Origin of the sequence: Tardiphaga sp. 841_E9_N1_2, from assembly GCF_051811065.1 — a bacterium.
GTDB classification, from domain to species: domain Bacteria; phylum Pseudomonadota; class Alphaproteobacteria; order Rhizobiales; family Xanthobacteraceae; genus Tardiphaga; species Tardiphaga robiniae.
Genome location: NZ_JBPWQC010000001.1, coordinates 3,460,891 through 3,486,870, shown reverse-complemented (window position 1 = coordinate 3,486,870; position 25,980 = coordinate 3,460,891). Strand labels below are relative to the sequence as shown.

Genomic DNA, 25,980 nt, shown 5'->3' with positions numbered 1-25,980 from the left:
CACATACCTGTAACCAAACACTCACGCTGCGAATACGCGGGTGTGTAATGACTGGCAAGATCGGGCGATCAGACAGCAAGGCGGCAGTGTCCGTCATCGCAGTCGCGTGCCTTCTCGGCAGCATTGCCGGAGCCCACGCAGAATCTCCGGCGGTTCATTATATCAGTGAACTCGACCCGCAAATGATTTGGCAGATCCTCATCGGTGGATTTGTCGCGCTGGCATTTCTCGCCGCCATTGTGCTGTGGGTCGCCTCGGCACTGCGCAATGTGCGTCGCGAGCAGCATCGTCGCAATGCGTTTGTCGGTTCTGCCCTCAATCATCTCGGCCAAGGCATCGTGATGCTCGACGACCAGAAGCGGGTCGTGTTTTGCAACGATCGCTATCTTGAGATCTACGACCTGACGCGCGCCGACATCACCAAGGATATTACCGGTCCAGAATTGCGTGAGTTACGCCGCCAGCGTGGCAAGCTCGATCTGGCCACCCAGAGCTTCTACGAGCAGACTGTTTCCGCCGGCGAGTACATTGCCGAAATGCCCGGCGGGCAATCCGTTCACGTCAAGTTCAGCCGGCTTCCCAATGGCGGCGCCATTGGCATTCATGAGGACTGCACCGAGCAGCGTTTCCTGCAGCGCGAGCTTGCGACCACCAAGCAATTCCTCGAATCTGTCCTTGATCACGTCCCGATCTGCGTCGCGGCCAAGACCATTGACGATGGCCGCTATATCTTCGCCAACCGGGCTTTCGAGACCTTCTCTCGGCTCTCGCGCGATAAGATCGTCGGCAAGCGACCGGATCAGATATTCTCCGCACAGTCTGCGAAAGCGATTGCCGAAGCCGATGCCCTGGCAGTGGAGACGCGCAGTCAGTGTCGCAGCGAGTTCAATGTGGAGATTGGCTCAGACCTCCGCACGCTGGATAGCAATCGCGTGATTGCCTTTAACGAACGCAATGAGCCGGCATTTCTGATTGCGCTGTTCGAGGATGTGACCGACCGCAAGTCGCTGTCCAAGGAACTGGAGAACGCCAAGAAATTCCTTGAGACCGTGCTCGACAACATTCCTGTGTCGCTAATGGTGCAACAGATCAGCACCGGTCGTTATCTGTTCGCCAACCGCGGCGCAGAGGTCATTTTGGGTCGCAAGCGCGAAGACGCTATCGGTCTGACCGTTCCCGAAATGCTTCGCCCGGAAGAAGCGAAGCTGATCGTCAGCCGGGATCAGGCGGCGATCAGGGGCCGAACACCGATTGCGGAAGAGCATCCGATCAGCACGCGCGACGGATTGCGGCTGTTCCTGACCCGGCGGGTCACCGTGCTCGACGAAGCAGGCGAGCCGCAATATCTGATCAAGACCCACGAAGATGTCACCGACCGCCGCCAGACCGAGGCGCGGATGGCGCATATGGCCTATCACGACGGCCTGACCGATCTGCCGAACCGCGCGGCCTTTTTGCAGGCTCTGTCGCAGATGATCGATGCCTGCGGCGAAACCTCGGAGGAATTCGCCGTGCTGTCGATCGATCTCGACGGCCTGAAGGAGGTCAACGATGTCTTCGGCCATGCCATCGGTGACAAGCTGCTGATCGAAGTGTCGCGTCGTGTCGATGCAGCCGTGGGCGGCGGAGTTGTGGCGCGGCTCGGCGGTGACGAGTTCGGCGTGATCATCGACGGCGCGCAGCCCGCGGCCGGGCTGTTGATCGCAGAGCGGATCTCCGCGGCCCTTGCGGAGGAATTCCCGATCGAGGGCAAATCGGTGCGGACAGGCGTCACCACGGGCATCTCGCTGTTCCCGCGCGACGGCCATGACCCGGCCGCGTTGCTGGCGAATTCCGGCGCGGCGCTGTTCCGTGCCAAGTCGCAGTCGCGCGGTTCGATCAGCATCTTCGAGCCGCAAATGGACCAGCAACTGCGCGATCGCCGCGTGCTGCATCAGGACCTCTCGGCCGCGATCCGCAATGGCGAATTGTCGCTGCACTACCAGCCCCAGGCTCGCGCTGGCCAGACCGTCGTCGATGCCGACATTACGGGCTTCGAGGCGTTGGCGCGATGGATTCATCCGACGCGCGGTTTCGTGCCGCCCGGAGACTTCATTCCGCTGGCCGAAGAAAGTGGCCTGATCGTCGAGATGGGCGAGTGGATCCTGCGTCAGGCCTGCCTTGAGGCGGCCTCATGGCCGGTACCGCTGCAGATCGCGGTCAACCTGTCGCCCGCCCAGTTCATGCATGGTGATCTCGTCGGCCTCGTGCATTCGATCCTGCTCGAAACCGGCCTGCAGCCCGGTCGCCTTGAGCTGGAAATCACCGAGGGTGTGCTGATCGAGGATTTCGATCGCGGCGTCGCGTTGCTACGGCGGTTGAAGGCGCTCGGCGTGCGCATCTCGATGGACGACTTCGGCTCCGGCTATTCCTCACTGACCTATCTGCAGGCATTCCCGTTCGACAAGATCAAGATCGACCGCGCTTTCGTGATCAATCTGGGGCTCAATCCGCAGTCCGCCGCCATCGTGCGCGCGGTCATCGGGCTGGGCCATGGCCTCGACGTCGCGATCGTTGCGGAAGGCGTCGAGACCCACGAGCAACTCTGCTTCCTCGCCAGCGAAGGCTGCGACGGCGTACAAGGCTATTTCATCGGGCGTCCTGCCCCGATTGCGCAATATGCTGCGCTGGTCGGACGGATTGCCGCCGCTGCGCCCGCCGCGCGCATGGTCGGTTGAGCGACAGACCGTTGCGAAGTGCTGATGCTGTTGAGCCCGCGGCGTTCCGCGGCTAGCTTGCGGTTATGACGAATCTCACTGCGACAGTCGCGGATCCGGCGGCCAGCGATGCGCCGGCCATCGCCTATCCCACGCCCTTGCTGCGGATCGACGGCGTCACCAAGAAATTCGGCGCGCATAGCGCAGTCGACGATCTCTCTTTGGACATCAAGGCCGGTGAATTCTTTGCGCTGCTTGGCCCGAGCGGCTGTGGCAAGACCACGTTACTGCGCATGCTGGCTGGTTTCGAAGCGCCGGACACGGGCAAGATCGAGTTGAACGGCGAGGATATCGCCGCGGTCTTGCCGCATCAGCGGCCCGTCAACATGATGTTCCAGAACTACGCGCTGTTTCCGCATCTCAACGTGCGCGACAATATCGGTTTCGGTCTCAAGAGCGCTGGCCTGACGCGTCTCGGCATCGATACGCGGGTTGCCGAGATGGTGGCGCTGGTCAAGCTCCAGGGACTGGAGAAACGCCGGCCGGATCAATTATCGGGTGGCCAGAAACAACGCGTGGCGCTCGCCCGGGCGCTGGCGCGGCATCCGCAATTGTTGCTGCTTGATGAGCCGCTGGCAGCTCTCGACAAGAAACTGCGCGAGGAAACCCAGGTCGAATTGATGGCGCTGCAGCGTCAGCTCGGCACCACCTTCGTGATCGTTACCCACGATCAGGAGGAGGCGATGACCATGGCCGACCGCATCGGCGTCATGAATGATGGTCGCCTGCAACAGGTAGCGACACCGCGACAGCTTTATGAGGTGCCCGCATCGCGCTGGGTCGCGGAGTTCGTCGGCGACATCAACATCATCGAGGGCGGTATCACGCACCGTGATAGTCATCGCCTGACCATTGCAGGCCGCGATGTCGGAACCCTGTTTGCGATCGAGCCGCGACAACCTGTCGGCGACGCGGTCATCTGCGTTGCGATCCGCCCGGAGAAGATCCGGTTGTCGCGTCGCGGGCCGGCGACGGACCTCGTCAATAGCGGCGCCATGAACAGCCTTGAGGGTGTCATTTCCGACGTCGGCTATCTCGGCGGTCGCTCGCTCTACAAAGTGAAGCTCGACCGTGGAGCCACATTGCGGGTCGCTCTCGCCAATACGGCGCGGCTCGATGTCGATGCCTATTCGATCGGCGAGCGCGTTGCGGCATGGTTTGCCCCCGATGATTGCGTGGTGCTGGTTCAATGAGCGCGCGCCGCATCTTCACGGCGCCGGCGCGGCTCGCTGCCATCCCGCCCTATGTCTGGATGATGCTGTTCTTTCTGGTGCCGTTCGGTTTCGTGCTGAAGATCAGCCTGTCGCAGACAGCGATTGCGCAGCCGCCTTATCTGCCGGTGTTTGGTCTGTCCGAAGGAATCGCCGGGCTAAAGGCCTCGTTTGCGGCGCTGTCGCTGGATAATTTCCGGCTGCTCGTTTCGGACAATCTCTATCTCGCATCCTATCTGCGCAGCGTCCTCGTCGCCGTCGTGTCGACCTTGATCTTGCTCGCGGTCGGTTATCCCATCGCCTATGGCATGGCGCGTTTGCCGCGACGCTGGCAGGGCATTGCGATGATGCTGGTGATCGTGCCGTTCTGGACCTCGTTCCTGATCCGCATCTATGCCTGGATCAACATCCTGCAGCATGACGGCTTGCTCAATAAGGTCCTTCTTGCGCTGCACGTCGTATCGACGCCAATCGTGTGGCTCTCCACCGACAGTGCGATGTATCTCGGCATCGTCTATTCCTATCTGCCTTTCATGATCCTGCCGCTCTATGCCACGCTGGCGAAGCAGGACCCGTCGCTGATCGAGGCCGCCGCCGATCTCGGCGTCTCGCGCATCGACGCCTTCTGGCTGGTGACGGTTCCCTTGTCCCTGCGCGGCGTCGGCGCCGGTGCACTGCTGTGCTTCATTCCGATCATGGGCGAATTCGTCATTCCCGATCTGCTCGCCGGATCGAATTCATTGATGATCGGCCAGACGCTGTGGCTCGAATTCTTCACCAACAAGGATTGGCCGGTCGCCTCTGCCACTGCCATCGTGTTGCTTGGACTGCTGTTGATCCCGTTATTGGTCTATGACCGGCTGCAGCGCCGGCAGTTGGAGGCGCGCTGATGGCCGTGCATCCGCTCCGCCTGTCGCGCTTCAATGTCACGTCGCTGGTGCTTGGCCTGGCGTTTCTCTATCTGCCGATCGTCATTCTTGTCATCTACTCGTTCAACGCCTCGCGGCTGGTGACGGTGTGGGGCGGTTGGTCGACACGCTGGTACACCGAATTCTTCAACGACCGTGCGATGCTCGATGCTGCCTGGATGAGTCTCCGTGTGGGTGTCGTGTCGGCAACACTGGCAACGCTGCTCGGCACTTTGGCCGCGATAGCGTTGACGCGTGGTGCGGGGTTTCGTGGTCGCATGCTGATGTCCGGGATGCTCTACGCGCCGCTGGTGATGCCCGAGGTGATCACCGGCCTGTCACTGCTGCTGCTGTTCGTGGCGCTGGATGCCGGGCGCGGCTTTGTCACGGTGACCATCGCCCACACCACACTGACCATGTGCTTTGTCGCTGTCGTGGTACAGTCGCGTCTCGCCGGGATAGATCGCAGCCTCGAGGAAGCGGCGATGGATCTCGGCCGCGATCCGCTCCGCGCCTTTATAGCCGTTACGTTGCCGCTGATCTGGCCGGCCATTGCCGCCGGCTGGATGCTGGCCTTCACACTGTCGCTCGACGATCTCGTCATTGCGAGTTTTACGACCGGGCCGGGTTCGGCGACGCTACCGATCCGGATCTATTCGGAGGTGCGTCTCGGCGTGAAGCCGGAGATCAACGCCATCTGCACGCTGATCGTCGGTTTCATCGCCGTCGTTATCGTGCTGGCATCGCTGGTGTCTAAACTGTCGAGCGCCCGGGGCGAAAGCGCCGCGCCGTTGTAAGGCAAAAAGTTAATTCGCCTTTGGTGCTGCATCCGCAGGTGCCGCCGCCGCAGGCGCATCGGCGGGCTTATCCGACTCTGCGGCGGGTGCCTGCTTCGGCACGCCCGTAAAGCGCTCGATCACCGAGCGTACGGCGTCGCGGGTCTTGCGATCCTTCACTGCATCCAGCAAAGGCGCCGCACCCGGCGATCGGCGGATCAGGCTTTCCGGATCGGGAAAGATCAGCGGATCATCCCACGGGCCCTGGATCACGAAAGGCAGCTCGAAGCCGCCGGTGCCGTTGGTTGCCGGATTGAGACTGGCAATGCCCTTGAAATCATATTCGCGCGCCGGCACCGACGCGGTACCGGTCAGCGTCAGTTTCGCAGCGGGACCATCGATACGGATATCCTGTGCGGTAGCGATGCCGTCGTTGAATTTCACGGACATGTTGAGCGTGTTGAACGGCGTCGAACCCGAGCGGAAATTACCGGCGCCGGACAGCGGACGTCGCTCCAGCCTTTTCAAAAGCTGTTCGACGTTGAAGCCGCTGATGGCGCCGTCATGACCGGTCAGCGTCGCGGTGCCGTCAAGCGATTGCGCGAGACCGAAGGGCGATGAGCCCGAGGCCTCCAGCATCATGCTGAGATTGCCGCGTCCGGTGAGCTTGTTGACGCCGAACAGATCGCTGGCACAGGCCTGCAGGTCGACATCGCTGAACTGGAACTGGGCCTTCACATCGGCGACTGCATCGGAATGGGCAACGTTGAACGAACCGCGGACGATGCCGCCATACATCTGCGCTTCACCCACCGACAGCGCCAGTGTACCGCCGCGCAGATTGGCGCCGAGCGCGGTGCGGCCAAGCACTGAGGAGCCGACGGTGACTTTGGCGGCCGACAGGCGCATGTCGAGATCGGTGGTGGACAGCGCGTTCAGGTCGAACAGCTGCCGGTTCCAGTCACGCGCGCCGGAGGCCAGCAGCCGCACGGTGGACACGTAGGGCGTGAAGTCGAGCGCGCCGGCGGCCAGCGTCGCCTGCAGCGTCTGACGGCCGGTGTTGCTATAGGTCATGACGCCTTCGGCGCTGTTGCCGTCGAGTTCGACATTGACGTTGGTCAGCGCGATCGACGGGCCGACCAGGCTGGCGCGTGCCTTCAGGGCAAAGCGGCTGAAACCGCCAGAGCCGGGTGGTGCCTGACCGACCCAGCGCAGCGCATTGCGCAGCGACATGCTGTCAGCGGTCAGCGTGCCTTCCATGACCAGGCTGGCCTTGTTGGCGACGGTGCCGTCGAAGGCCAGCTTGATCGGCGCGCCGGCGATGCGTGCCTTTACGCCGGAGCGTTCGCCGGACAGTGCCGCAATGAAGTCGCTGACGCTGAGGCTGCCGTCGATGCGCTCGCCGCGCCAGTCGAACTGGCCTGTTGCCGCGAATGAGCGTGAGATCGATGGCCAGGCCAGTGAGAGGTCGATGTCGCCAAGACGCTCGGTGTTATGCGGATCCTGATAATGCAGCACGCCGTCTTGAATCCGGATCTCGGAGAACGACAGCGGCTGCTCGGCACCCGGCCTCATGGTGCGGGCGATGGACTCGATGAATGGCGTCCAGTTGCTTTCGCCGGAGGCCTCGCGGATCACGCTGATACGTGGCCGCAGCATCATCATGTCGGCGATCTCGAAGCGCTGCAGCAGCAGCGGCAGCAGCCGTAGATTGGCTGTCAGCACATCGACCGTCAAAGCGGGATCGATCGACCCGCCGCCTTTCAGGCCGACATCGTGAAACGAGACATAGCTGCCCGGAAAAACCGAGACATCCACCGCGCCGTTGACGACGAAGTCCAGCCCGGTTACGGCCCGGATCTGTGCCTCCACGGCATGACGCAGCGTATCGCGGTTGAGCAACCACGACATGGCAAACAGCCCGATCACTGCAACACCCAGGAGCGCCGCAATCGGCATCCCCAGGCGTCTTATTCCTTGGGCACTCGTCAATGAACTATCCGGGTTTGTTGGTGGTCACACATAGCGGGGCGGCATCCATGTGCGCCCACGTCCAAGGCCCTCAATTTGAAGGGTTTTCTTGACGCTTTCAAGGCCATAGCGGGGGTGATGGGGTCGCAGTCCCCCGCGATTGACCTGCCGCGGAGTTTCCGCCTAATAATCCACGACATAGCCGCCCGCGCCCGCTGGGTTCTCAGCGCATTCCTGCATCAGGTCGATTCCCATGAACAAGGTCTACCCCGACGCCAAATCGGCACTCGACGGCATTCTCAAGGACGGCATGATGATCATGTCCGGCGGCTTCGGCCTCTGCGGCATTGCCGAGGACCTGTCGGACGCCTTGCGCGATTCCGGGGTCAAGGACCTGACTGTGGTGTCCAATAACGCCGGCGTCGACGGCATCGGCCTGTCGCGCCTGCTGGAAACCCGCCAGATCAAGAAGATGATCTCGTCCTATGTCGGCGAGAACAAGCTGTTCGCCCAGCAGTATCTGGCCGGCGAACTGGAACTGGAATTTTCCCCGCAGGGCACGCTGGCCGAGCGCATCCGTGCCGGCGGCGCCGGCATTCCTGGCTTTTACACCAAGACCGGCGTTGGCACGCTGATCTCGGAAGGCAAGCCGACCATGGAATTCAATGGCGAGACCTACATGCTGGAGCGTGGTCTGTTCGCCGACATTGCTATCGTGCACGCCTGGAAGGGCGATACCGCCGGCAATCTCGTCTATCGCAAGACCGCCCGAAACTTTAACCCGATGATGGCGACCGCCGCCAAGATCACCATTGCCGAAGTCGAGCATCTGGTGCCGGCCGGCGAGATCGATCCGGATCACATTCACACCCCCGGCATTTTTGTGAAGCGCATTGTCGAGGTCGGTACCGGCAAGAAGCGGATCGAAAAAGTTACCTCGCGTCAGCGTCCCGCGTAACCGCCAAAAGCAAAAACAGGAGAGAACGATGGCTTGGACCCGTGATCAAATGGCAGCGCGCGCGGCTAAAGAATTGCGCGACGGATATTACGTCAATCTCGGCATCGGTATTCCGACGCTGGTGTCGAACTACATTCCCGAAGGCGTGGACGTCCAGCTGCAGAGCGAGAACGGCATGCTCGGCATGGGCCCTTTCCCCTATGAGGGCGACGAAGATCCGGACCTCATCAATGCCGGCAAGCAGACCGTCACCGAACTGCCGGAGACCAGCTATTTCTCGTCGGCGGATTCGTTCGGCATGGTCCGTGGCGGCCATATCGATCTGTCGATCCTTGGCGCCATGCAGGTCGCCCAGAATGGCGACCTCGCCAACTGGATGATCCCAGGCAAGATGGTGAAGGGCATGGGCGGCGCGATGGACCTCGTCGCCGGCGTCAAGCGCGTCGTCGTCGTGATGGAGCATTCGGCCAAGGACGGCGCCAAGTTGCTGAAGAGCTGCAACCTGCCGCTGACCGGCGAGCGCGTCGTCGACATGGTCGTGACCGATCTGGCAGTGTTCACCATCGACAAGCACGGCAACGATGGCATGGCCCTGATCGAACTCGCCGATGGCGTGACGCTCGATGAGGTGAAGGCCAATACCGAAGCTGAATTCCGGGTCGCGCTGACCAACACCTGAACGATTGCGCATTCCGAACGTTGACATGATGCCCGGCCTCGTGCCGGGCATTCGTGTTAGTATCTGCCTTTTCATCTCTTTAGTTGAGCATGATCTTTCGGAAAACTGGTTTCCACTTTTCCGGGTCATGCTCTAGGAAGCCGACATGCGCGCCAGTCTCGAAGACCGTTTCTTCCTGCTTCTGATCGTCGTGGTCACGTTGGCCTTCGGCTGGATCATGAGCTCGTTCTACAGCGCGATCCTGTGGGGCGTGGTGATCGCGATCATGTTCGCACCGATGCACCGGCGCCTGGAGCGCCGGATGCCGAAGCATCCAAATTCGGCAGCTCTGCTCACCGTAGGTCTGATCGTGTTGATCGTGATCCTGCCGCTGACATTGGTTGGCGCATCGTTGGCGCAGGAAGCGGCCGTCGTCGTCGGTAAGATGAAGTCGGGTCAGTTCAACCTCGGCACGTTTCTGCAGCAGATACTCGATGCCGTCCCGCAATGGGCGAAGGGACTGCTGGATCGCTTCGGCGTTGCCAATCTTGGCGGCATGCAGGACAAGCTGACTGAGGGCCTCGTCAAAGGCAGTCAGTACTTTGCATCGCAGGCGCTGAACATCGGTCAGAGCACGTTCGACTTCATCATCAATCTCGGCATCATGCTTTATTTGCTGTTCTTCCTGTTCAAGGACGGCGAAGCGTTGTCGGAGCGTGTGAAGAATGCCATTCCGCTGCGGCCGGAGTTGCGTGACGATCTGATGGAGAAGTTCACGGTGGTGATCCGCGCCACGGTGAAGGGCGGCATTCTGGTCGCGCTGGCACAGGGCGCGCTCGGCGGGTTGATCTTCTGGATCCTTGGCATCAATGCCGCGTTGCTGTGGGCCGTGCTGATGGCGTTTCTGTCGCTGTTGCCCGCGGTGGGGGCTGGCCTCGTCTGGATGCCGGTCGCGCTCTATCTGCTGGCTACGGGCTCCGTCGTTCAGGGCGTGATCCTGATCGCCTATGGATTTCTCGTCATCGGTCTGGTCGACAACATCCTGCGCCCGATGCTGGTCGGCAAGGACACCAAGCTGCCGGATTATCTGGTGCTGATCGCGACGCTCGGCGGCATCGACGCCCTAGGCCTGAACGGTTTCGTTGTCGGTCCCGTGATTGCGGCGATGTTCGTGGCGGCCTGGGCGATCTTTGCGGAGTCTAGAAAGAGTGTGGACAGAGAAGTCGCTTAATCTCGGAGAAGAGCAATGAGCGACGTTTCTCGTGAGTACAGGGACATTATTGAAGCCTATCTCAGTGAGAAAATGGCCATAGGCGATCTCGTTGATGTTTACCTGAGAAAGTTCAAGAGCGACTATCGCAAGATTCCGGATGAGGAATTTTACGTGCTCGATGAAATTTTTGCTTGCCTCGATTGCTTAACAACAGACGTGGATTTGATTGCAGAAAAACCGGATTTCTACTCAATGAAAATCAACTGAAGGATCACCTAGTCAAAGCTCTCGCGCGGCTTTCGTAAATACCGCAGTCTGGACTTACACTGGCCCGCTAGGCACGTCGGCGAAGCGGGTCAGCCACACGACGGGACCGATGCTCGCAGCGACGACCAGCAGTGCGGCGAGTGCGCCCTCTTCGAAGCTGCCCCGACTGGCATATTGATAGATCGATGTCGCGAGCGTTTCGACATTGAGCGGTCGCAGTAACAGCGTTGCCGGCAATTCCTTCAGGCAATCCACGAAGACGACGATGACGGCGCCGAACAATGCCGGACGCAATAGCGGCAGTTGAATCACGCGCAGCGTGGTGATTGCCGGCGCGCCGGCGGCGCGGGCGCTGTCGTCGTAATCGACGGGGATGTGCTCGAAGCCGGCCTTGATGAAACCGGTCGGCACCGCCAGGAACCGGATCACATAGGCGATCACCACGGCGGCGCCAGAGCCGACCATGACAAGCCCGGGCGAAGCGAGACTGAGCCATCCGGCGAGCTTGCTGAATCCATTGTCGATGAACAGCACCGGCGTCAGCAGACCCAGCGCCAGCACCGTTCCGGGCAGCGCATAGCCGGTCTGAGCGACAGCGACCGACAGGTTGGTCAGCCGCGAAGCACGCCAGCGCTGAGCGACGATCACCACAAGCCCGAGAAGCAGCGCGGCTCCCGTGGCAATTGCGGCCAGTGCAATGGTGTGGCCGGCATCGCGCCAAACCGTCGTTTCCATCGACAGCAGACCGCGACGCAGGCCTTCACGCAGCAGATAGAGCAAGGGCACGGCGAAGCCGAGCAGGGAAGGGATGAGACAGGCGGTGAAAGCGAGCCATCCGCGTGCACCCGTCAAAGGCGTGCGCGGTGCCAGTCTCGGATTCTCCGAAGAGAATTCCACGCTGCCTTCGCGGCGGCCGAAGCGCTCGATGGCGATCAGCACCCCGACGATGGCGAGCATGAACAATGACAGCTGCGCAGCACCTGCAAGGCTGCCGCGGTTGAGCCAGGTCGTGAAAACCGAGACGGTGAGCGTACGAATGCCCAGATATTCGCTGGCGCCGATATCGTTCAGCGTTTCCAGCGATACCAGTGCGAGGCCCACAGCGAGGGCGGGGCGCGCCATCGGTAGCGAGACACGGCGGAACGTCGTCCAGCGATCCGCACCGAGTATCTTCGCGGCTTCAGCAAAATCGGCGCTGCGATGCTGGAACATCGCGCGGGCAGAGAGATAGACGTAAGGATACAACACGATGCCGATTACGAAGATGGCGCCGGGCAACGAACGCAGGCTCGGCAGCCACCCGATCGCGCCGGGCAACGACATTGCCGTTGCCAATGCGCGATGGACGAGGCCCAGCGGCTCGAACAGGTCCACATAGACGTAAGCGGCGAGATAGGTCGGAATCGCCAGCGGCAGCGGCAAGAGCCAGAGCATGAGCGTGCGGCCGGGGAAATCGTGCGCCGAGACCAGCCATGCGGTGCCGGCACCGACTGTGAGCGTAACGATACCGACGCCGATCAGGAGGGCTGCGGTGTCGCGCAGCGCCTGCGGCAACACATAGGCGATCAGATGCTGCCAAAGCTCAGGCTCCGGCTGCATCGCCAGTAGCGCGATGCTGATGACAGGCGCAGCCACAAGGAGCGCGGTCGCGAGTGCAATGAGGATTGCTGTGAGTTCGGTGCGGGAAGGCCTCACGGGCGTGCATGCCCGCGTGAGCACTCTCCACATGTCATCCCCGCGAAGGCGGGGATCCATACCCCAAGGAGAAGTAAGTCAGAAATTGCCGTAGCCACAGCGCCCTACCGAGAGTTCGGTGCGTACGGGTCCCCGCCCTGTGTGCGCTGCAGGCACACAAGGCGGGGACAACATACTGATAGGCTGTGTATCATCGCGTCCTACGGAGCAATAGCCGGGCTCAATTATCAAACCCGACCTTGTCCACCAGCGTCGACGCGGCCTTGCGGTTCGCAGCAATCTTGGCGATGGGCATCGGGTCGGCATTGAGCTTGCCATAGCCCGCGATCGTCGGATTGATCGTGATGCCGGCACGCACGGGATATTCGTAATTGGCGTCGGCATAGACCTGCTGGGCATGCTCGCCGGCGAGCCATTCGATCAGTTTCATGGCGTTGGCCTTGTTCGGCGCATGTTTGGCAAGCAGCACGCCGGACAGGTTCACATGGGTGCCGCCGCCTTCGAAGGTCGGCAGGATCACTTTGGTGGCTTCGGCCCATGGCTTCTTGTCGGGATCGGCATTCATCATCAGCGCCCAGTAATAGGTGTTGCCGATGCCGAGATCGCATTTACCGGCCGCAACATCTCGCGCGGTCTCGCGGTCGCCGCCCGAGGGCTTCTGCGCCAGATTGGCCTTGACGCCGCGCAGCCATTCTTCGGCCTTGGCTTCGCCGTGCTTGGCGACATAGGCGGCGAACAGCCCGTTATTGTAGATGTGTTGGCCGGAGCGGATGCAGATCTTGCCCTTCCACTTCGGATCGGCCAGTTCCTCATAGGTGATGGCGTCCTGCTTGACGCGATCCTTCGACGCATAGATCACGCGGGCGCGCATCGAGATGCCGGCCCAGTGGCCGTCGGGATCGCGATATTGCGCCGGCACGACCTTCTCGATCACCTCGGATTTCATCGGCTGCGTCACGCCCGCCTGCACGGCCTCGTCGATGCGGCCGATATCTACGGTCAGCAGCACGTCCGCCGGGCTGTTGGCGCCTTCGGCCTTCATGCGTTGCTCGAGGCCCGAGCTCGCCGAGATCACATTGACCTTCACACCGGTGTCCTTGGTGAAGGCCTCGAAGATCGGCTGCACCAGCTTGGTCTCGCGATAGGTATAGACATTGACCTCTTCGGCCGCCTGCAGTGCGGATGAGCCAAGGGCGGCGAAGAGGACGGCGGTGGCAAGGGCGTGGTGCTTGATCATGAAATGGCTCCGGCAAGGGGCATATCGACAATGTCAGGTGGAGTAGCGCAGTGGGCGTTCGAATGTCAGTGACTGAACGTCGCGTGACAAAAGATTAGATTGATTCCAGATTCGAAAGTGGGCCGCAGATAAGCAACAGCTTACCTGCGGTCCGAGATGAGAGATCTTAGAAGTTAGCCGTCACCGAAGCCCGGAACGCACGCGGCGAGCCCGGCGTGATGTTGTTGGCCGCATCGGCGGTGGCGTAGTAGCTGGTATCGAACAGGTTCTCGATGTTCAGCTGGGCACGCCACGTCTTGTCGAGCCGGAAGTAGATTGCGGCATCGACGCGGGTGAAGGCTTTCAGCTTCACTGTATCATCCGACGTAGCGAAGAAGTCGTCGTAATGGATGATACCGAGGCCGGCACCCCACATCTCATTGAACTGATATTTGTTCCACATGGTGAAGGTGTTGAACGGCACCAGGCCGACGCGGTTGCCCGCGACGATCGTGGCGGAGCTGGCATCGACGATGCGTGCGTCGGTGTAGGCGTAGCCGCCGGTGACTTGCCACTGATCGGTGACATAGCCGGTTAGGCTGAGCTCAGCACCCTTGGTGTTGGTCTTGCCAAGGGCGACGACCTGGCCGCCCACGATGAACCTCTGGTTCTCCCGGTCGAGGTCGTAGATTGCCGCGGAGGCCTGCAGCCGCGGGGTAATGTCCCACTTCACGCCGACTTCGTTATTGATGAACTTCTCCGGCACGGTGACGGCGAGCGATGGCGTCAGCGAGCTGAACTGGTCGCCGGCGCTTGGCAGATACGAAATGCTGTAGCTGCCATAGACCGAGACGTTGTCGACCGGCTTGATAATCACGCCGGCGCGTGGCGACACCAGGTTATCCACGCGGCTGTCTACGGTGCCGCCCGGATTGAGGTTCTGCGACGTGAGGTCGAAGCGATCGTAACGAACGCCGCCGATGAACTGCAGGTAACGGCTGACCTCGATCTGGTCCTGAATGTAGAACGATGCGACGTCGAGTGTCGCATAGGAGTTGTTGTCGGAGGCGTTGTTGTGGATGAACGACCACGGGGCAAAGGTGGTCGGGCTGGACGCGGGAACGAGCAGGGTCGTGCCGCCGTTGATCTGGCCGGTGTTGCGGAGGCTGAAAGTGTTCTGTCGCCCGAACTCGGTACCGAAGACGATGGTGTGTAGCACGGGGCCGGTATTGGTCTTGTAGGTCCAGTCGGTCTGGTTGAACAGGTTCTCGCGCTGAGCCAGGTTATTGTAGGCCGAGATGGACGCGCGCCCCGCGGGGTCCACGAAGAACGTCGTGGTCGGGAAGACGTTCTGGTAGAACTTGTCGTAATTGGCGTAGCGCGATGAATTCTTGACCGAGAGACCGTTGTTGAAGTCGTGGTCGATCACGGCGTTTGCGATATGGACGTCCTGCTTCGAATAGCTCTGGTCCGGATTGCCGAAGAAGGTTGAGGCATTGGTCGCAAACGGCACGGTCGGGCGTGCATTCGTGGGAGCCGGCACGGTGCCCTGTGCCGGGATGCCGCGATCCGCGGTGCGGTCGTCATGCAGATATTCGTAGCTGAGCTTGACCTTGGTGTCCTCGCCGCGAATCGTCACGGTCGGGTTGATGCCGTAACGCTCAAGATGGCCGTAGTCGCGATAGGTTCCGGAATTCTCGTACATTGCGTTGATACGCGCAGCGACATTCTCGTTCACGGCGCCGCCAGTATCGATGGTGACGCGCTTGTTGTCGAACGATCCGCCCTGAACCGTCACTTCGCGGATCGAAACACCATCGGCTTCCTTCTGCACGCGATTGATGACGCCGCCGCCGCCGCCGCGGCCGAAGATCATGGCGTTCGGCCCCTTCAGGACCTCGATGCGCTGGGTGTTGTAGAGATCGCGGAAATACTGCACGTCGTCGCGGATTCCGTCGATAAAAAAGTCGGCATTGGTGCGCTGGCCACGAATCACCACGTCATCGCGATTGCCTTCGCCCTGATGCGGAACGACGCCCGGCACATAGCGAACCGCTTCGCCAATGCTGCGGAAATCCTGATCCCGGATGAATTCCTTCGTCAGTACCGTGACGGATTGCGGCACGTTGAGGAGCGCGGTGTTGGTTTTGGTGCCGCTCGAAATATTGCGGGTGATGTAGCCGACCTGGCCGGACTGTGCGTCCTGAGGGTTGACGCTGAGCGGCTGGCGAACCGGCTGCGGCGCGACGGGACGCGTGCGTGCGTGGCCGGATGCGGCGCGCTGCGGCTGGGCGCGGCGCACGCGCGGTGCGCTGGGAGCGTCGACTTGCACCGGCGGCAATGTCGATGCGCCGGAATTCGCATTCTGTGCAATCGCCGGCTCTGCGATACAAAATCCCGCCGCGATGATGGCCGCCGCGCTCGTCGAAATCAGAAAAGCTTTGCGCGCCGCCGTGCCGCGCCCCCCGATAGAAGTCCTGGAAGTCATTACTACGCCCCTGAAATATTCTCCGCTCATGCAAATGCCGGCGGTCCTTGTGCTTCCTCGGAAACACTTGGACACATCTGCAATTCGGAGTATTAGGCGCGAATTAGATGGCGTTTAGAATAAATCGAACTTCGAGGGATATGCCCAAGGTGTGTGATCTACGCACCAATGGCGTCTATATAATTTGTAATCGTTCTAAACGAGGAGAGGCGGCTAGCCTGCGCCAAACGATTGGTTACTGGACAAGCGCTGCAATGCGCGTAAGCGCCGCAGTCACCGACACCTGGGATAAGGGAATATCGGGATGCCTCCGATGTTGTCTGACTGACTGCTTTCCGAATGTCCCGCAGGCACGAGATTGAATGATGCGTGTTCTACTGATCGAAGACGATGCCATGTTCGGCAAGGCGCTGGTGCGCGGCCTGAGCGAGAATGGCATGAGTGTCGACTGGGCGCGCAATGGCCGCGATGGCTTCGCCGCGATGGACCGGTCGGAATATGCGGTCGCACTGATCGATATCGGTCTTCCCAAGATGTCCGGCCTGGACGTGCTCAAGGCGAAAAGGAAAGCCGGCATGACCACACCGGCCCTCATCATCACCGCGCGGGATGGCGTGTCCGACATGGTGGCGGGCCTCGATCTCGGCGCAGACGATTACATCGTCAAGCCGTTTGAATTGCCGGTACTGCTCGCGCGAATCCGCGCAGTCACGCGACGTGCGAATGGCCGCGTGATATCGCTCATGACGTCCGCGGAGATCACGCTGGATCCATCGACGCAGGTGGCGACATTCCGCGATATTAAGCATCTGCTGTCGGTGCGCGAATTTGCGGTGCTACAGGCTTTGATGGAACGCCCCGGGCAAATCCTGTCGCGCAGCCAGATCGAGAGCCGGATCTACGGTTGGGGCGAGGAAGTCCAGAGCAACGCAGTCGACGTGCTGATCCACGGACTGCGCAAGAAATTTGACAAGGACATTGTCCGCAATGTCCGCGGTGCGGGCTGGATGGTGACCAAGGAGGGCGCATGACGTCGTTGCGAAAGACCGTGATGACTTACGTCACGGGACTGCTCTTCTTCGTCGGCGTTGCTGCGGCCGTCACGTCCTATTATTTCGTCAAATACGAGGTGAACAGTTTTCAGGACAACGCTCTTCACGAGGTTGCGCTTACGGCGGGCATGGTGTTCCGGCATGATATCGAGCCGCGGATCGATGCCGAATTGGAAGACCAGCTGGTGATCCAGATCTGGGATCAGGCAAAGCAGCCCATTCATCGTTCAGGCCCATCGGTCGATATCCCGTTTCAGTCGGAACTCGGCTATGCCGACGTGACCGCGGGTGGAGAGCGCTGGCGCGTGTTCAGGTCGCGCGACGCGACGCATGCGATCCAGGTCGCGCAGCGCTGGAGTGCGCGCGAGGAAGTGGCCGCCTATGCGGCCGCGGGCGCCGCGGTGCCGCTAATCGCCGCCATTCCGATCGCATGGTTGATGATCTGGTGGGCCGTGAAGCGCGTATTGTCCGGGCTTGGAACACTGTCGGCTGATATCGGCCAGCGCAGCGCCGATGCGAAGGATGCGCTAAGTCTCAAGGACGTTCCGGTCGAGGTCGCTCCGCTTGTGACAGCGATGAACTCGCTGATCGAGCGACATCAGACCGCGCTGGAGACCCAGCGTCGCTTCGTGTCCGATGCGGCGCATGAATTGCGGACTCCGCTCGCGGCGCTTCAGATCCAGATCGATAATCTGCGGGTACGGGAGCTCAATGCGCCTGAACGTGAGATCGCGCAGGACCTGCTCGACGGGATTCGAAGGGCCTCCTATTCGGTCAACCAGTTGATGACCATGGTTCGCGCCGATGCCGGCATCGAAAGCGCAGCCGAGATTGTCGATGCGGAGGCATTCGTGCGGCTGGTAGTGTCCGGCTTCGTTTCCATCGCGGAGGCCAAGGGCGTCTCACTCGCGATCGAGCCGGGGACGCGTGATGAATTGAATGTTCGTGCCGCCGATCTCCGGCTGATCGTCTCGAACCTGCTCGACAATGCGGTGCGCTACACGCGCGCCGGCGGCGCGGTCAGCATCAAGGCTGAGCGCCGAGGCACGGATTTCGTCATCGAGGTGATCGACAGCGGATGTGGAATACCGGAATCCGCCGTGCCGTATCTCTACGACCGCTTCTTCCGTGCGGCGCCGATGGATATCGACGGCACGGGGCTCGGATTGGCGATCGCCCGGACGGCGGCGGATCGTAACGGCTTTAGCCTCGATATCGCAAACCGCGACGATGCTCAGGGCGTCAGGGCTGCCGTCTCGATCCCACTCGGAGACGTGTCGAATGAAGTCAGGCAGTTCGAAGCCGCGTAATCGCGTTACGCGTCGTCACCTGGAAGAGCGTTGGCGAGCGCACGCAATGCCTCGGGTTCGCGCAGCACGATGCGCTGCCGGCTGCTTTCGATCAGCCCGCGCTGTTCCCAGGTGCTGAGCGTGCGGCTCACGGTGAAGATCGTGGCGCCAGTCATCTCAGCGATATCCTGCCGGCTCAACTGGAAATCGATCTCGATACCTTGCGCGGTCTTGCGGCCTGATTGGTTCGCCAGTCGCAGCAGGGCGTGAGCAACGCGCTGCTCGACCTGCTGGGTCGACATCTCGACCACGCGCGTATGAGCCTCCTGCAACCGGCCACCGACGGTCTTGAGCGTATTGGCGGCGAGGGCGGGATAGTCGGCAACCAGCCGCGTCCAGATCGTGGTGGGCCACACCAGAACTACGCTGTCATCCACCGCCGTTGCGGTTGCCGGATAAGCCGTCAGTCCCATCGCCTGACCGATCCCGAAGATCTCGCCGGTCGCGACATAGCGCACGATCACCTGTTCGCCGGCGGGCGTCATCTTGGTCGCGCGGATATGGCCATGGAGCAGCAGATAGAACGAATGGACGTCCTCGCCCTGCTCGAAAATCACCTTGTTCTTCGCGACGCGGATCGAATGCGCCTCGCGCAGGATCGCCTCGCAGGCTGCGGTGTCGAGACTCTCGAACAGCGGCAGATGCGCGACCATGGAGCTGTCGACCGCCGACATGCGTTCTCCGTCAAATTCCCGTTCCGGTCACTTCTAGACCGTGATTGCGGGCGTCGATCAAGCGGAAGTTTGCGCTGGCGCAATGTCGAGGCCGGGCGGCAGGCCTAATTTGGCGCATCCGGCTGAAATGACCGGAGTTTACGGAGAAATACGATGCGCAAGGCTCTTATGCTTGCAACCGCCGCCGTCCTTTTCGCTCTGACAGGCGCCGCCGGCGCTGCGGAGGTCGAGGTCAAAATGCTCAACAAGGGCGCTGACGGGGCCGCCATGGTGTTCGAGCCCGCATTGGTCAATGTGCAGCCCGGCGATACCGTGAAATTCGTGTCGACCGACAAGGCGCACAGCGTTGAATCGGTCAAAGGCATGCTACCCGCCGACGCGACGCCCTTCGTTGGCAAGATGAGCCAGGACCTCGTGGTGACCTTCGACAAGCCCGGCGTCTACGGCGTGAAATGCGCGCCACATTACGGCATGGGCATGGTGGGACTGGTGGTGGTCGGTACGCCAACCAACGCGGCTGAAGCCAAGGCAGTGACGCATCCCGGCAAGGCCAAGACAGCGTTCGCGGCGCTGTTCGAGAAAGTCGCTGCGAAGTAACACGCCCCAAACGGGAGAGTAACGATGACGCTTCTTCGTGTTCGCTCCATCGCCGATTGGCCGTTGCTCTCGGCCGGCTTCCGCCCTTTCTTCCTGCTCGGTGCGTGTTATGCCGGCTTGGGAATTCTGGTCTGGATGCCGGCCTTCCATGGCCGGCTGGCGCTGGCCACCGGTTTTGCGCCGCGCGACTGGCACATTCACGAGATGCTGTTCGGCTTCATGTCGGCCGTCGTCACCGGCTTTCTGTTCACGGCCATTCCGAACTGGACCGGCCGGTTGCCAATCCGCGGCTTGCCATTGCTCGGGCTGGTCGTCCTCTGGATCGCGGGACGGATTTGCCTGACGTTTTCGGCCTATACCGGCTGGCTCGTGGCGATGCTGGTCGATGTGAGTTTCCTGACGCTGGTCGCTGCCGCTACAACCCGCGAGATCGCGGCGGGCCACAACTGGCGCAATCTGCCGGTGGTCGGCATCGTCGCGTTCCTGCTGGTCGGTAACATCGCCTTTCATATTGAAGCTCATCTTGCGGGCGCCGCAGACGTCAGCATCCGGATCGGCGTCGCGGTCGTGGTGTTGCTGATCTCGCTGATCGGCGGCCGGATCATTCCGAGCTTCACCCGCAACTGGCTGGTGCGTGAGAATCCCGGTCGGCTTCCAGTGCCGTTCGCGCGTTTCGATATGGTTGTCATTGCCGTCAGCGCCGCTGCGCTGGTGCTGTGGATCGCGCGACCCTTTGCCGAACTAACGGGAGCAGTTCTCGCGCTGGTTGGCTTGTTGCAGATCATGCGTCTCGCGCGCTGGGCCGGCAATCGGACTTGGCGCGAGGGCCTGCTGCTGATCCTGCATATTGGTTACGCTTTCGTGCCGCTGGGTTTCCTGCTGAATGCCGCAGCGGCAGCAGGATGGGTCGCGCCCAGCGCCGGCCTGCATGCATGGATGGCAGGTGCGGCCGGCGTGATGACGCTGGCTGTCATGAGCCGCGCAACACTGGGGCATACTGGCCAGGCACTGCGCGCCTCACGCACGACGCTGATGATCTATGCTGCCGTCATCGTGGCGGCACTGGCGCGGATTGGCGCCGTGATCGCGCCGGCTTACAGTCCGCCGCTGCTCCATGTTGCAGCATTGACGTGGGTCGCGGCCTTTATCGGCTTCGCCGTCTCATTCGGTCCGCTGCTGATCGGCTATCGCAAGCCACGCCGTTCCGACGCGGCGATGGCGCTCAGTCGCTAAATCGGTGAAGGCCGCTCAGGCTTTCATTGCTGCATTCGAAAATGCCACCTCGATCAGCGTGCCCGAGCTCGGCGCGGTCTTGATCTGGAAGCGAGCGTTGTTGGCCTCGACGAGGGCCTTGGTCAGCGACAGGCTGACACCCGAGCTCTCCGAAGAATCAGCCGGCGTCGAACTCCGGAACGGCTCCATCGCGGCGGCGAGTTCGTTGTCGTTGAGGCCGTGACCGGTGTCTCGGACGCGCAGTACGATCTCACCGAAGTCCGACAATGCGGTGGAGACGATCACCTGACCGCCGGCATTGGCGAGATGGATCGAGTTGCCGATCAGATTCAGTGTGATCTGCCGCAGCGCGCGGGCGTCGGCAACGACGGTCGGCAGCAGATGCGCCAGCGAGGTACGGATGATGATGCGGCCGCGATTGGCCTGCGGCTGCATCACCGCGACGCATTGCTCCACCATCTCGTTGAGGTTCTGCGTGGTGAAAGCGAGGTCGATCTTGCCGGTCTCGATGCGTGACAGATCGAGCAGATCGTTGACGATCGCGATGACGCGTTCGCCCGAGGCGCGAATGTCTTTCATGTATTCGACATAGCGCTCGTTGCCGAGCGGGCCGAAGCGCTGGTCGACCATCACTTCCGCGAAGCCGATGATGGCATTCAGCGGTGTACGGACCTCGTGGCTGATCCGCGCCAGCACATCCGCCTTGGCCGTTGCCGCACGATCGGCCTGGCGGCGTGCATTCAGCAGTTCGGTTTCGGTCTTCTTCGTCTGCGTCAGGTCGCGGAACACGGCAAAGAAGTTCGGTCCATCCGTGCGCGTGCGGCCGATGGTCATCGACAGCGACACGAGGCCGCCGGCGCGCACCTGGCCCAGCGCCTCACGGCCATGATCCATCAGGCTGGCTACGCCGGATTCCTTGACGCTTGCGAGATAGTCCTGCACCACGCGGCGGCTTTCTGCAGCGAACAGGTCGGTCAGATTCCGCTGCGTCAGTAATTCGCCGCTATAGCCGAACAGCGCCTCGGCGCTGCGGTTGCAGGAATTGATGTTGCCTTCGGCGTCGAACATGATGACGCCTTCGGCCGTGGTATCGAGGATGGTGGCCAGATCTTCGGCATCGATATGGCCGGCGGGCAAGGGCGCGTCCGCAACGGGCGGAGCGATCGTAACAGGGGCGGCGACAGGCTCTGCCTTGGGCGGAGCGAAAATCAGCGCATGTGCCGGTTCGTTGTCCCATGAAATCGTGTACAGGCGCGCTTCGGCGGGCACGGTGTTGCCGGACTGGTCACCGCCTGAAATCGTGACGGCGGTGCCGTCATCGGAGGTGCTGGCTGCAGAAGAGACATCAGCTCCGACATAGAGCGCATCGAGGCCACCCGCTTCTTCCAGCGCGTTCAGGCTCGGATAGTTCATCCGGGCGAGGAAGGCGGGATTGGCGAATAGCAAGCGATCGAGGCGATAGATTAGGACGCCGACCGGCATCAGGTCGAGCAGCACCTTGTCGCGCATCATCTCGCCGCGCGGTGCAGCCGGTGGCGCTGTCAGCCAGGCAGCCTGTGACGCCGCCTCAGTTGGCTGAGACAAGGTCTGGGCAGCCGTCGGTGCATCGTCCGTCTCGCTGTCCGCTTCGGGTGTGTTCGTGCTCGTGATCAGTCCCGTTTCCGACTCAAGCCGCGCCGACAATTGCCGCGCAAGCTCGTTGAAGGCGCTGTTCTCGACAGGCGTCAGTGCCGGCGATCTGGGATCGCCTGGTCGAAATGGCACGACGTTCTCGGGTGGTTGCACGGTGCTGTCCGGTGTGGTTGGCGGTGGTGTCTGTTCTGGTATCGGGGTGGTGGTGAGGGCAATCGGTTCATCGAGACTGTCGCCGACAGGGCCGGCCTGCGCGACATCGGCGGATAATGGTCGGGGCGGTGGATCGCCGATGTGATCATGTCGACGTTGCTCGGCGAGCCGCGTCATTCCATCGAGATCACGGCAAACACCGAAACCGCGATAGCCGGTGAAATTGCGCTCGTGATCGAACAGCGGCAGGCCAGAGAGTTCGACAGGCAGGCGGCCACCGCCATCCACCGGCCAGAGCAGCGTGATGCCACTCCATGTCTGCTGCGTGGCCATCGCCTTGACGACGTGGCTGTCGGGATCGAGGTTGAATTCGGCTGTGAGATCGTTCCACTTGTGGCCAAAGCTTGCCGCTGTGCGCGGGCCGATCAGGTGGATGAACTCGTCAGAGTTGAGTGTGAAGCGCTTCTCCGCATCGATCTGCCATACGAAACGGAGCGGCGTCGTGCGCGGCTCGATCTCTGGCAGCGCAACGGACGCAGGTTGGTCGGCAACGGCTTCGACGGCGGGCGACTGCGCATCAGTCTCAGTCGGTGCGTCGGCATGTGCGATGGTTTCGGCGATCACCTCTTCGAGATGTACGTCGCGATCGATCTCGGCGTTTTCCGGCTCGATCGGAGCGTCGATGTCGATAGCGTTTTCGCTCGGGTCTTTTTCCCCGGGGGCTTGGTCGAATTCGACGAAGAGGTCGCTCGGCTCTGTAAGGGCGCTCTGCGGTTCAACGCTGGCTTCCGGCTCTGCCGGAGCCTCGAGTTCTTCTTCGCTCGGTGCCGGATGCACAGCGCCCGGCGCGATCAGCGCCACCAGTCCGACATCGGCGCCGCTGCCCACGCGCTGCAGTACCATGCGGCCAAAGCCGATAGGCGTTTCTATGCGCCCGTCCTTCAGCGCGCCGTCGCGCGCATGATCGAGGCCGGCATCGGAGAGATTGCGAAAACCGAGCAGCGCCCGAGCCATTTCGTTGGCGCCGACGAACAGGCCGTCGCGTGCAAAGGCGGCGATCGGGGTGTCGCTTCCCTCGACGAGATTTTGCAGCCGTTCGACCAGCGGCATGCCGCGGCCGCCGAGCGGCTCCGCTGCGACAACGAGAATGCCGCTGCCGCCATCGGGAAATTCAAGCTGCGAGCAGGCGCAGGTCATCAGGCTGCCCAGCGCCGCGCCGAAGCCGCGCAAGCGCTCCAGCCGCATTGCGCCACTGGCCGGCAGCCGTGAGCCGAGCTGGGCTATCTGGCGGCGATGGGTATCGGCGGGGCCGAAAGTCCTGGCAAACAGGTCCGCTGCATTACGGGCGCCGAACAGTCGCGCGCCGACCGGATTGGCCCACAGCACACGGGTGCCGTCACGCGACCACAGCCAGACCGGCTGGTTGCTGGTGGCGTGTACGGCCAGCCGTGCATCGCCAACGCCCCGCAACTGAAAATCCGCATTGTTCATCGGCACTTCATGACTGACTCGTTGGGCGCCCGTCCGGTATCCGCGTCACAGATTGCGGGCCAAACGATGACATCCTTAATAATTCGTTAGTATCGCCCGCGCGGACGCGCAGGTCCACGTCCCCCGCCCATTCCAGCAGGCCAAAGCAGCAATAACGTTAATCCGCTCCGAGGGTTCGGCATTCTGCCGAACGGAGGGGCTGGGCCATGCGTTGGCAGTTGCAAAACAAAAACAAAGGTCCACGATGGGATCGGACGAGGACGGGACGCCGCGTCACATCGGCGATGCCAAGCTCGGCTAGATTGCAGTGGGCGACACGGGAGACGGGGCCGTGGACGGCTTCGTCAATGCAAAATGGAGCGGGACATGACCGACCAATTCGAAATTCCGAAGGAAATGCGCGCAATGGCCGAAGCCAGCTTCGACCAGGCCAAGCAGGCATTCGAGAAGTTTCTGGCCAGCGCCCAGAGCACGGCGTCGTCGATCGAGAACCGCGGTGAGACCGTGCGCGCCGGCGCCAAGGATGTCAGCACCAAGGCGATCGCCTATGCCGAGAAGAACGTCGCTGCGTCGCTGGATTATGCCCAGCAGTTGCTGCACGCCAAGGATCTCGGCGACGTCATGCGGCTCCACAGCGAATACGTGCAGTCGCAGATGAAGTCGTTGGCAGAGCAGGCCAGCGAAATGGGCCAGATCATGAGCCGCGCTGCCATGGACGCCGCCAAGCCCAAGAGCTGACCGACCCCTGCGCTCTCCGTTCTGCAATCAATGGTTGATATTGAGCGAGTTCCATGACGTGGGCGCGCATTCGATCCGGGTCTCATGCGATTCTGCGGTGCAATATTCTGTTGCGCCGCACAATTCCGACATGATATTGCGGTAAGCACAATGACGCATCGCTGATGGCGATGCCGCTCTGTTTCCCGCCAGCTGATGAAAGGCACCGGTGCCTTTCGCAGCCTCCACGGGTTTATTGATTTCACCCCCCACCACGAAGGATGCACGCTATGGCCGAATCGACCGATCCGTTCTCATCTTCCGTTATCCCGTTCCAGGTGCCGGAGCAGGTCCGCGCATTCGCCGAAAAGGGCGTCTCGCAGGCGCGCGAGGGTTATGCCAAGTTCAAGGACGCTGCCGAGACCCATAACAGCACGGTTGAAGCTGTGTTCGGCACGGCCACCAAGGGCGCTGCCGAATATTCGGCCAAGCTGCTCGACATTGCCAAGACCAACACCAATGCGGGTTTCGACTTCGCCCAGTCGCTGATCGGCGTGAAGTCGCCGTCGCAGGCGATGGAGCTGTGGACCGCTTTTGCGCGCAGCCAGGTTGAAACCTTCACCGGTCAGACCAAGCAGCTCGCCGAACTCGGCCAGAAGATCGCCACCGAGACCGCCGAACCGATCAAGACCGGCGCTTCGAAGCTGTTCCAGCCGGCCGCCTGAGCCGATCGCACCGCCAAATAATCGAAAGCCCGGGCCGCAAGCCCGGGCTTTTGTTTGCGCCAAAAATCATCATCGCGGCCTTGCCAAAGTGATGCGTTGCACCTAGTTTCCCGCCTGTTCGGGACCCCCTGATTTTGGGGCCGGTCAGGATGCAGTTGTAGCTCAGTTGGTTAGAGCGCCTGTTTGTGGAGCAGGAGGTCGGTGGTTCGAGACCACCCAACTGTACCATACAAATCAATC

The 25,980-nt window shown here is 61.7% G+C and carries 20 protein-coding genes and 1 tRNA gene; 15 read left to right on the top strand and 6 right to left on the bottom strand.

Going from position 1 to position 25,980, the window contains the following annotated elements; genetic code table 11:
• Positions 1-47: 47 nt before the first annotated feature.
• From AB8A50_RS16770 to AB8A50_RS16755, 4 genes are all read left to right on the top strand, one after another.
• Complete coding sequence (locus AB8A50_RS16770; RefSeq protein ID WP_439078360.1) at positions 48-2,717, top strand: sensor domain-containing protein; 2,670 nt, start codon at positions 48-50, stop codon at positions 2,715-2,717.
• Between the two features lie 65 nt (positions 2,718-2,782).
• Positions 2,783-3,949 (top strand): ABC transporter ATP-binding protein, encoded by a 1,167-nt coding sequence (locus tag AB8A50_RS16765; protein WP_439078359.1) that lies wholly within the window; start codon positions 2,783-2,785, stop codon positions 3,947-3,949.
• A complete protein-coding gene (locus tag AB8A50_RS16760) occupies positions 3,946-4,857 on the top strand; it encodes an ABC transporter permease (protein ID WP_089265900.1) in 912 nt (303 codons plus the stop codon). Before AB8A50_RS16765 ends, AB8A50_RS16760 begins: the two co-directional genes overlap by 4 nt.
• On the top strand, positions 4,857-5,672 hold the full coding sequence (locus tag AB8A50_RS16755; protein WP_175367826.1) for an ABC transporter permease: 816 nt from the start codon (positions 4,857-4,859) through the stop codon (positions 5,670-5,672). The genes AB8A50_RS16760 and AB8A50_RS16755 overlap by 1 nt, the downstream gene beginning before the upstream one ends.
• Positions 5,673-5,681: 9 nt before the next feature.
• On the opposite strand, the gene AB8A50_RS16750 is transcribed toward AB8A50_RS16755, so the two are convergent.
• On the bottom strand, positions 5,682-7,610 hold the full coding sequence (locus tag AB8A50_RS16750) for an AsmA family protein (RefSeq protein WP_439078358.1): 1,929 nt from the start codon (positions 7,608-7,610) through the stop codon (positions 5,682-5,684).
• Between the two features lie 265 nt (positions 7,611-7,875).
• Here AB8A50_RS16750 and AB8A50_RS16745 point away from each other — a divergent pair, with 265 nt between their 5' ends.
• The 4 genes from AB8A50_RS16745 (at position 7,876) to AB8A50_RS16730 (ending at position 10,718) form a co-directional block, all read left to right on the top strand.
• Entirely contained in the window at positions 7,876-8,580 is a 705-nt protein-coding gene (locus AB8A50_RS16745; protein WP_068728766.1) for a CoA transferase subunit A, read from the top strand.
• A 28-nt stretch (positions 8,581-8,608) separates the two neighbouring features.
• A complete protein-coding gene (locus AB8A50_RS16740) occupies positions 8,609-9,259 on the top strand; it encodes a 3-oxoacid CoA-transferase subunit B (protein WP_068728764.1) in 651 nt (216 codons plus the stop codon).
• Positions 9,260-9,404: 145 nt separating this feature from the next.
• A complete protein-coding gene (locus AB8A50_RS16735; protein ID WP_439078357.1) occupies positions 9,405-10,469 on the top strand; it encodes an AI-2E family transporter in 1,065 nt (354 codons plus the stop codon).
• A gap of 15 nt (positions 10,470-10,484) precedes the next feature.
• Positions 10,485-10,718 carry a colicin immunity domain-containing protein gene (locus tag AB8A50_RS16730; protein WP_439078356.1) on the top strand — a complete coding sequence of 78 codons (234 nt, stop codon included), beginning with the start codon at positions 10,485-10,487 and terminating at the stop codon, positions 10,716-10,718.
• Positions 10,719-10,772: 54 nt separating this feature from the next.
• Here the strand turns inward: AB8A50_RS16730 and AB8A50_RS16725 are convergent, their stop codons facing one another.
• The 3 genes from AB8A50_RS16725 to AB8A50_RS16715 form a co-directional block, all read right to left on the bottom strand.
• A complete protein-coding gene (locus AB8A50_RS16725) occupies positions 10,773-12,446 on the bottom strand; it encodes an ABC transporter permease (protein WP_439078355.1) in 1,674 nt (557 codons plus the stop codon).
• A 187-nt stretch (positions 12,447-12,633) separates the two neighbouring features.
• A complete protein-coding gene (locus AB8A50_RS16720) occupies positions 12,634-13,650 on the bottom strand; it encodes a Fe(3+) ABC transporter substrate-binding protein (RefSeq protein ID WP_089265904.1) in 1,017 nt (338 codons plus the stop codon).
• Positions 13,651-13,816: 166 nt separating this feature from the next.
• Positions 13,817-16,117, bottom strand: a complete 2,301-nt coding sequence (locus tag AB8A50_RS16715; protein WP_439078354.1) for a TonB-dependent receptor — start codon at positions 16,115-16,117, stop codon at positions 13,817-13,819.
• Positions 16,118-16,482: 365 nt separating this feature from the next.
• On the opposite strand from AB8A50_RS16715, the gene AB8A50_RS16710 reads away from it, so the two are divergent.
• The gene (locus AB8A50_RS16710; RefSeq protein ID WP_175367893.1) at positions 16,483-17,148 is read left to right on the top strand and encodes a response regulator transcription factor; all 666 of its coding nucleotides are present in this window, start codon (positions 16,483-16,485) and stop codon (positions 17,146-17,148) included.
• Positions 17,145-18,479 carry an ATP-binding protein gene (locus AB8A50_RS16705; RefSeq protein WP_439078353.1) on the top strand — a complete coding sequence of 445 codons (1,335 nt, stop codon included), beginning with the start codon at positions 17,145-17,147 and terminating at the stop codon, positions 18,477-18,479. The genes AB8A50_RS16710 and AB8A50_RS16705 overlap by 4 nt, the downstream gene beginning before the upstream one ends.
• Positions 18,480-18,484: 5 nt before the next feature.
• Here the strand turns inward: AB8A50_RS16705 and AB8A50_RS16700 are convergent, their stop codons facing one another.
• Complete coding sequence (locus AB8A50_RS16700; protein ID WP_439078352.1) at positions 18,485-19,192, bottom strand: Crp/Fnr family transcriptional regulator; 708 nt, start codon at positions 19,190-19,192, stop codon at positions 18,485-18,487.
• A 153-nt stretch (positions 19,193-19,345) separates the two neighbouring features.
• Here AB8A50_RS16700 and AB8A50_RS16695 point away from each other — a divergent pair, with 153 nt between their 5' ends.
• The gene (locus AB8A50_RS16695; RefSeq protein ID WP_439078351.1) at positions 19,346-19,789 is read left to right on the top strand and encodes a pseudoazurin; all 444 of its coding nucleotides are present in this window, start codon (positions 19,346-19,348) and stop codon (positions 19,787-19,789) included.
• Positions 19,790-19,813: 24 nt separating this feature from the next.
• The gene (locus AB8A50_RS16690; protein WP_439078350.1) at positions 19,814-21,022 is read left to right on the top strand and encodes an NnrS family protein; all 1,209 of its coding nucleotides are present in this window, start codon (positions 19,814-19,816) and stop codon (positions 21,020-21,022) included.
• Positions 21,023-21,037: 15 nt separating this feature from the next.
• On the opposite strand, the gene AB8A50_RS16685 is transcribed toward AB8A50_RS16690, so the two are convergent.
• A complete protein-coding gene (locus AB8A50_RS16685; RefSeq protein WP_439078349.1) occupies positions 21,038-24,298 on the bottom strand; it encodes a PAS domain-containing protein in 3,261 nt (1,086 codons plus the stop codon).
• Positions 24,299-24,664: 366 nt separating this feature from the next.
• Here AB8A50_RS16685 and AB8A50_RS16680 point away from each other — a divergent pair, with 366 nt between their 5' ends.
• From AB8A50_RS16680 to AB8A50_RS16670, 3 genes are all read left to right on the top strand, one after another.
• On the top strand, positions 24,665-25,036 hold the full coding sequence (locus AB8A50_RS16680; protein ID WP_115033036.1) for a phasin: 372 nt from the start codon (positions 24,665-24,667) through the stop codon (positions 25,034-25,036).
• A 269-nt stretch (positions 25,037-25,305) separates the two neighbouring features.
• Positions 25,306-25,740 carry a phasin gene (locus AB8A50_RS16675; protein WP_068728746.1) on the top strand — a complete coding sequence of 145 codons (435 nt, stop codon included), beginning with the start codon at positions 25,306-25,308 and terminating at the stop codon, positions 25,738-25,740.
• Positions 25,741-25,891: 151 nt separating this feature from the next.
• Positions 25,892-25,968 (top strand) — tRNA-His (locus AB8A50_RS16670).
• The last annotated feature ends 12 nt before the right edge of the window (positions 25,969-25,980 follow it).

Bases quoted from the DNA above. Each gene is read 5' to 3' on its own strand.
- AB8A50_RS16770 (WP_439078360.1), top strand. From the start codon at position 48: ATGACTGGCAAGATCGGGCGATCAGACAGCAAGGCGGCAGTGTCCGTC.
- AB8A50_RS16765 (WP_439078359.1), top strand. From the start codon at position 2,783: ATGACGAATCTCACTGCGACAGTCGCGGATCCGGCGGCCAGCGATGCG.
- AB8A50_RS16760 (WP_089265900.1), top strand. From the start codon at position 3,946: ATGAGCGCGCGCCGCATCTTCACGGCGCCGGCGCGGCTCGCTGCCATC.
- AB8A50_RS16755 (WP_175367826.1), top strand. From the start codon at position 4,857: ATGGCCGTGCATCCGCTCCGCCTGTCGCGCTTCAATGTCACGTCGCTG.
- AB8A50_RS16750 (WP_439078358.1), bottom strand. From the start codon at position 7,610: ATGCCGATTGCGGCGCTCCTGGGTGTTGCAGTGATCGGGCTGTTTGCC.
- AB8A50_RS16745 (WP_068728766.1), top strand. From the start codon at position 7,876: ATGAACAAGGTCTACCCCGACGCCAAATCGGCACTCGACGGCATTCTC.
- AB8A50_RS16740 (WP_068728764.1), top strand. From the start codon at position 8,609: ATGGCTTGGACCCGTGATCAAATGGCAGCGCGCGCGGCTAAAGAATTG.
- AB8A50_RS16735 (WP_439078357.1), top strand. From the start codon at position 9,405: ATGCGCGCCAGTCTCGAAGACCGTTTCTTCCTGCTTCTGATCGTCGTG.
- AB8A50_RS16730 (WP_439078356.1), top strand. From the start codon at position 10,485: ATGAGCGACGTTTCTCGTGAGTACAGGGACATTATTGAAGCCTATCTC.
- AB8A50_RS16725 (WP_439078355.1), bottom strand. From the start codon at position 12,446: ATGTGGAGAGTGCTCACGCGGGCATGCACGCCCGTGAGGCCTTCCCGC.
- AB8A50_RS16720 (WP_089265904.1), bottom strand. From the start codon at position 13,650: ATGATCAAGCACCACGCCCTTGCCACCGCCGTCCTCTTCGCCGCCCTT.
- AB8A50_RS16715 (WP_439078354.1), bottom strand. From the start codon at position 16,117: ATGACTTCCAGGACTTCTATCGGGGGGCGCGGCACGGCGGCGCGCAAA.
- AB8A50_RS16710 (WP_175367893.1), top strand. From the start codon at position 16,483: ATGCGTGTTCTACTGATCGAAGACGATGCCATGTTCGGCAAGGCGCTG.
- AB8A50_RS16705 (WP_439078353.1), top strand. From the start codon at position 17,145: ATGACGTCGTTGCGAAAGACCGTGATGACTTACGTCACGGGACTGCTC.
- AB8A50_RS16700 (WP_439078352.1), bottom strand. From the start codon at position 19,192: ATGTCGGCGGTCGACAGCTCCATGGTCGCGCATCTGCCGCTGTTCGAG.
- AB8A50_RS16695 (WP_439078351.1), top strand. From the start codon at position 19,346: ATGCGCAAGGCTCTTATGCTTGCAACCGCCGCCGTCCTTTTCGCTCTG.
- AB8A50_RS16690 (WP_439078350.1), top strand. From the start codon at position 19,814: ATGACGCTTCTTCGTGTTCGCTCCATCGCCGATTGGCCGTTGCTCTCG.
- AB8A50_RS16685 (WP_439078349.1), bottom strand. From the start codon at position 24,298: ATGAACAATGCGGATTTTCAGTTGCGGGGCGTTGGCGATGCACGGCTG.
- AB8A50_RS16680 (WP_115033036.1), top strand. From the start codon at position 24,665: ATGACCGACCAATTCGAAATTCCGAAGGAAATGCGCGCAATGGCCGAA.
- AB8A50_RS16675 (WP_068728746.1), top strand. From the start codon at position 25,306: ATGGCCGAATCGACCGATCCGTTCTCATCTTCCGTTATCCCGTTCCAG.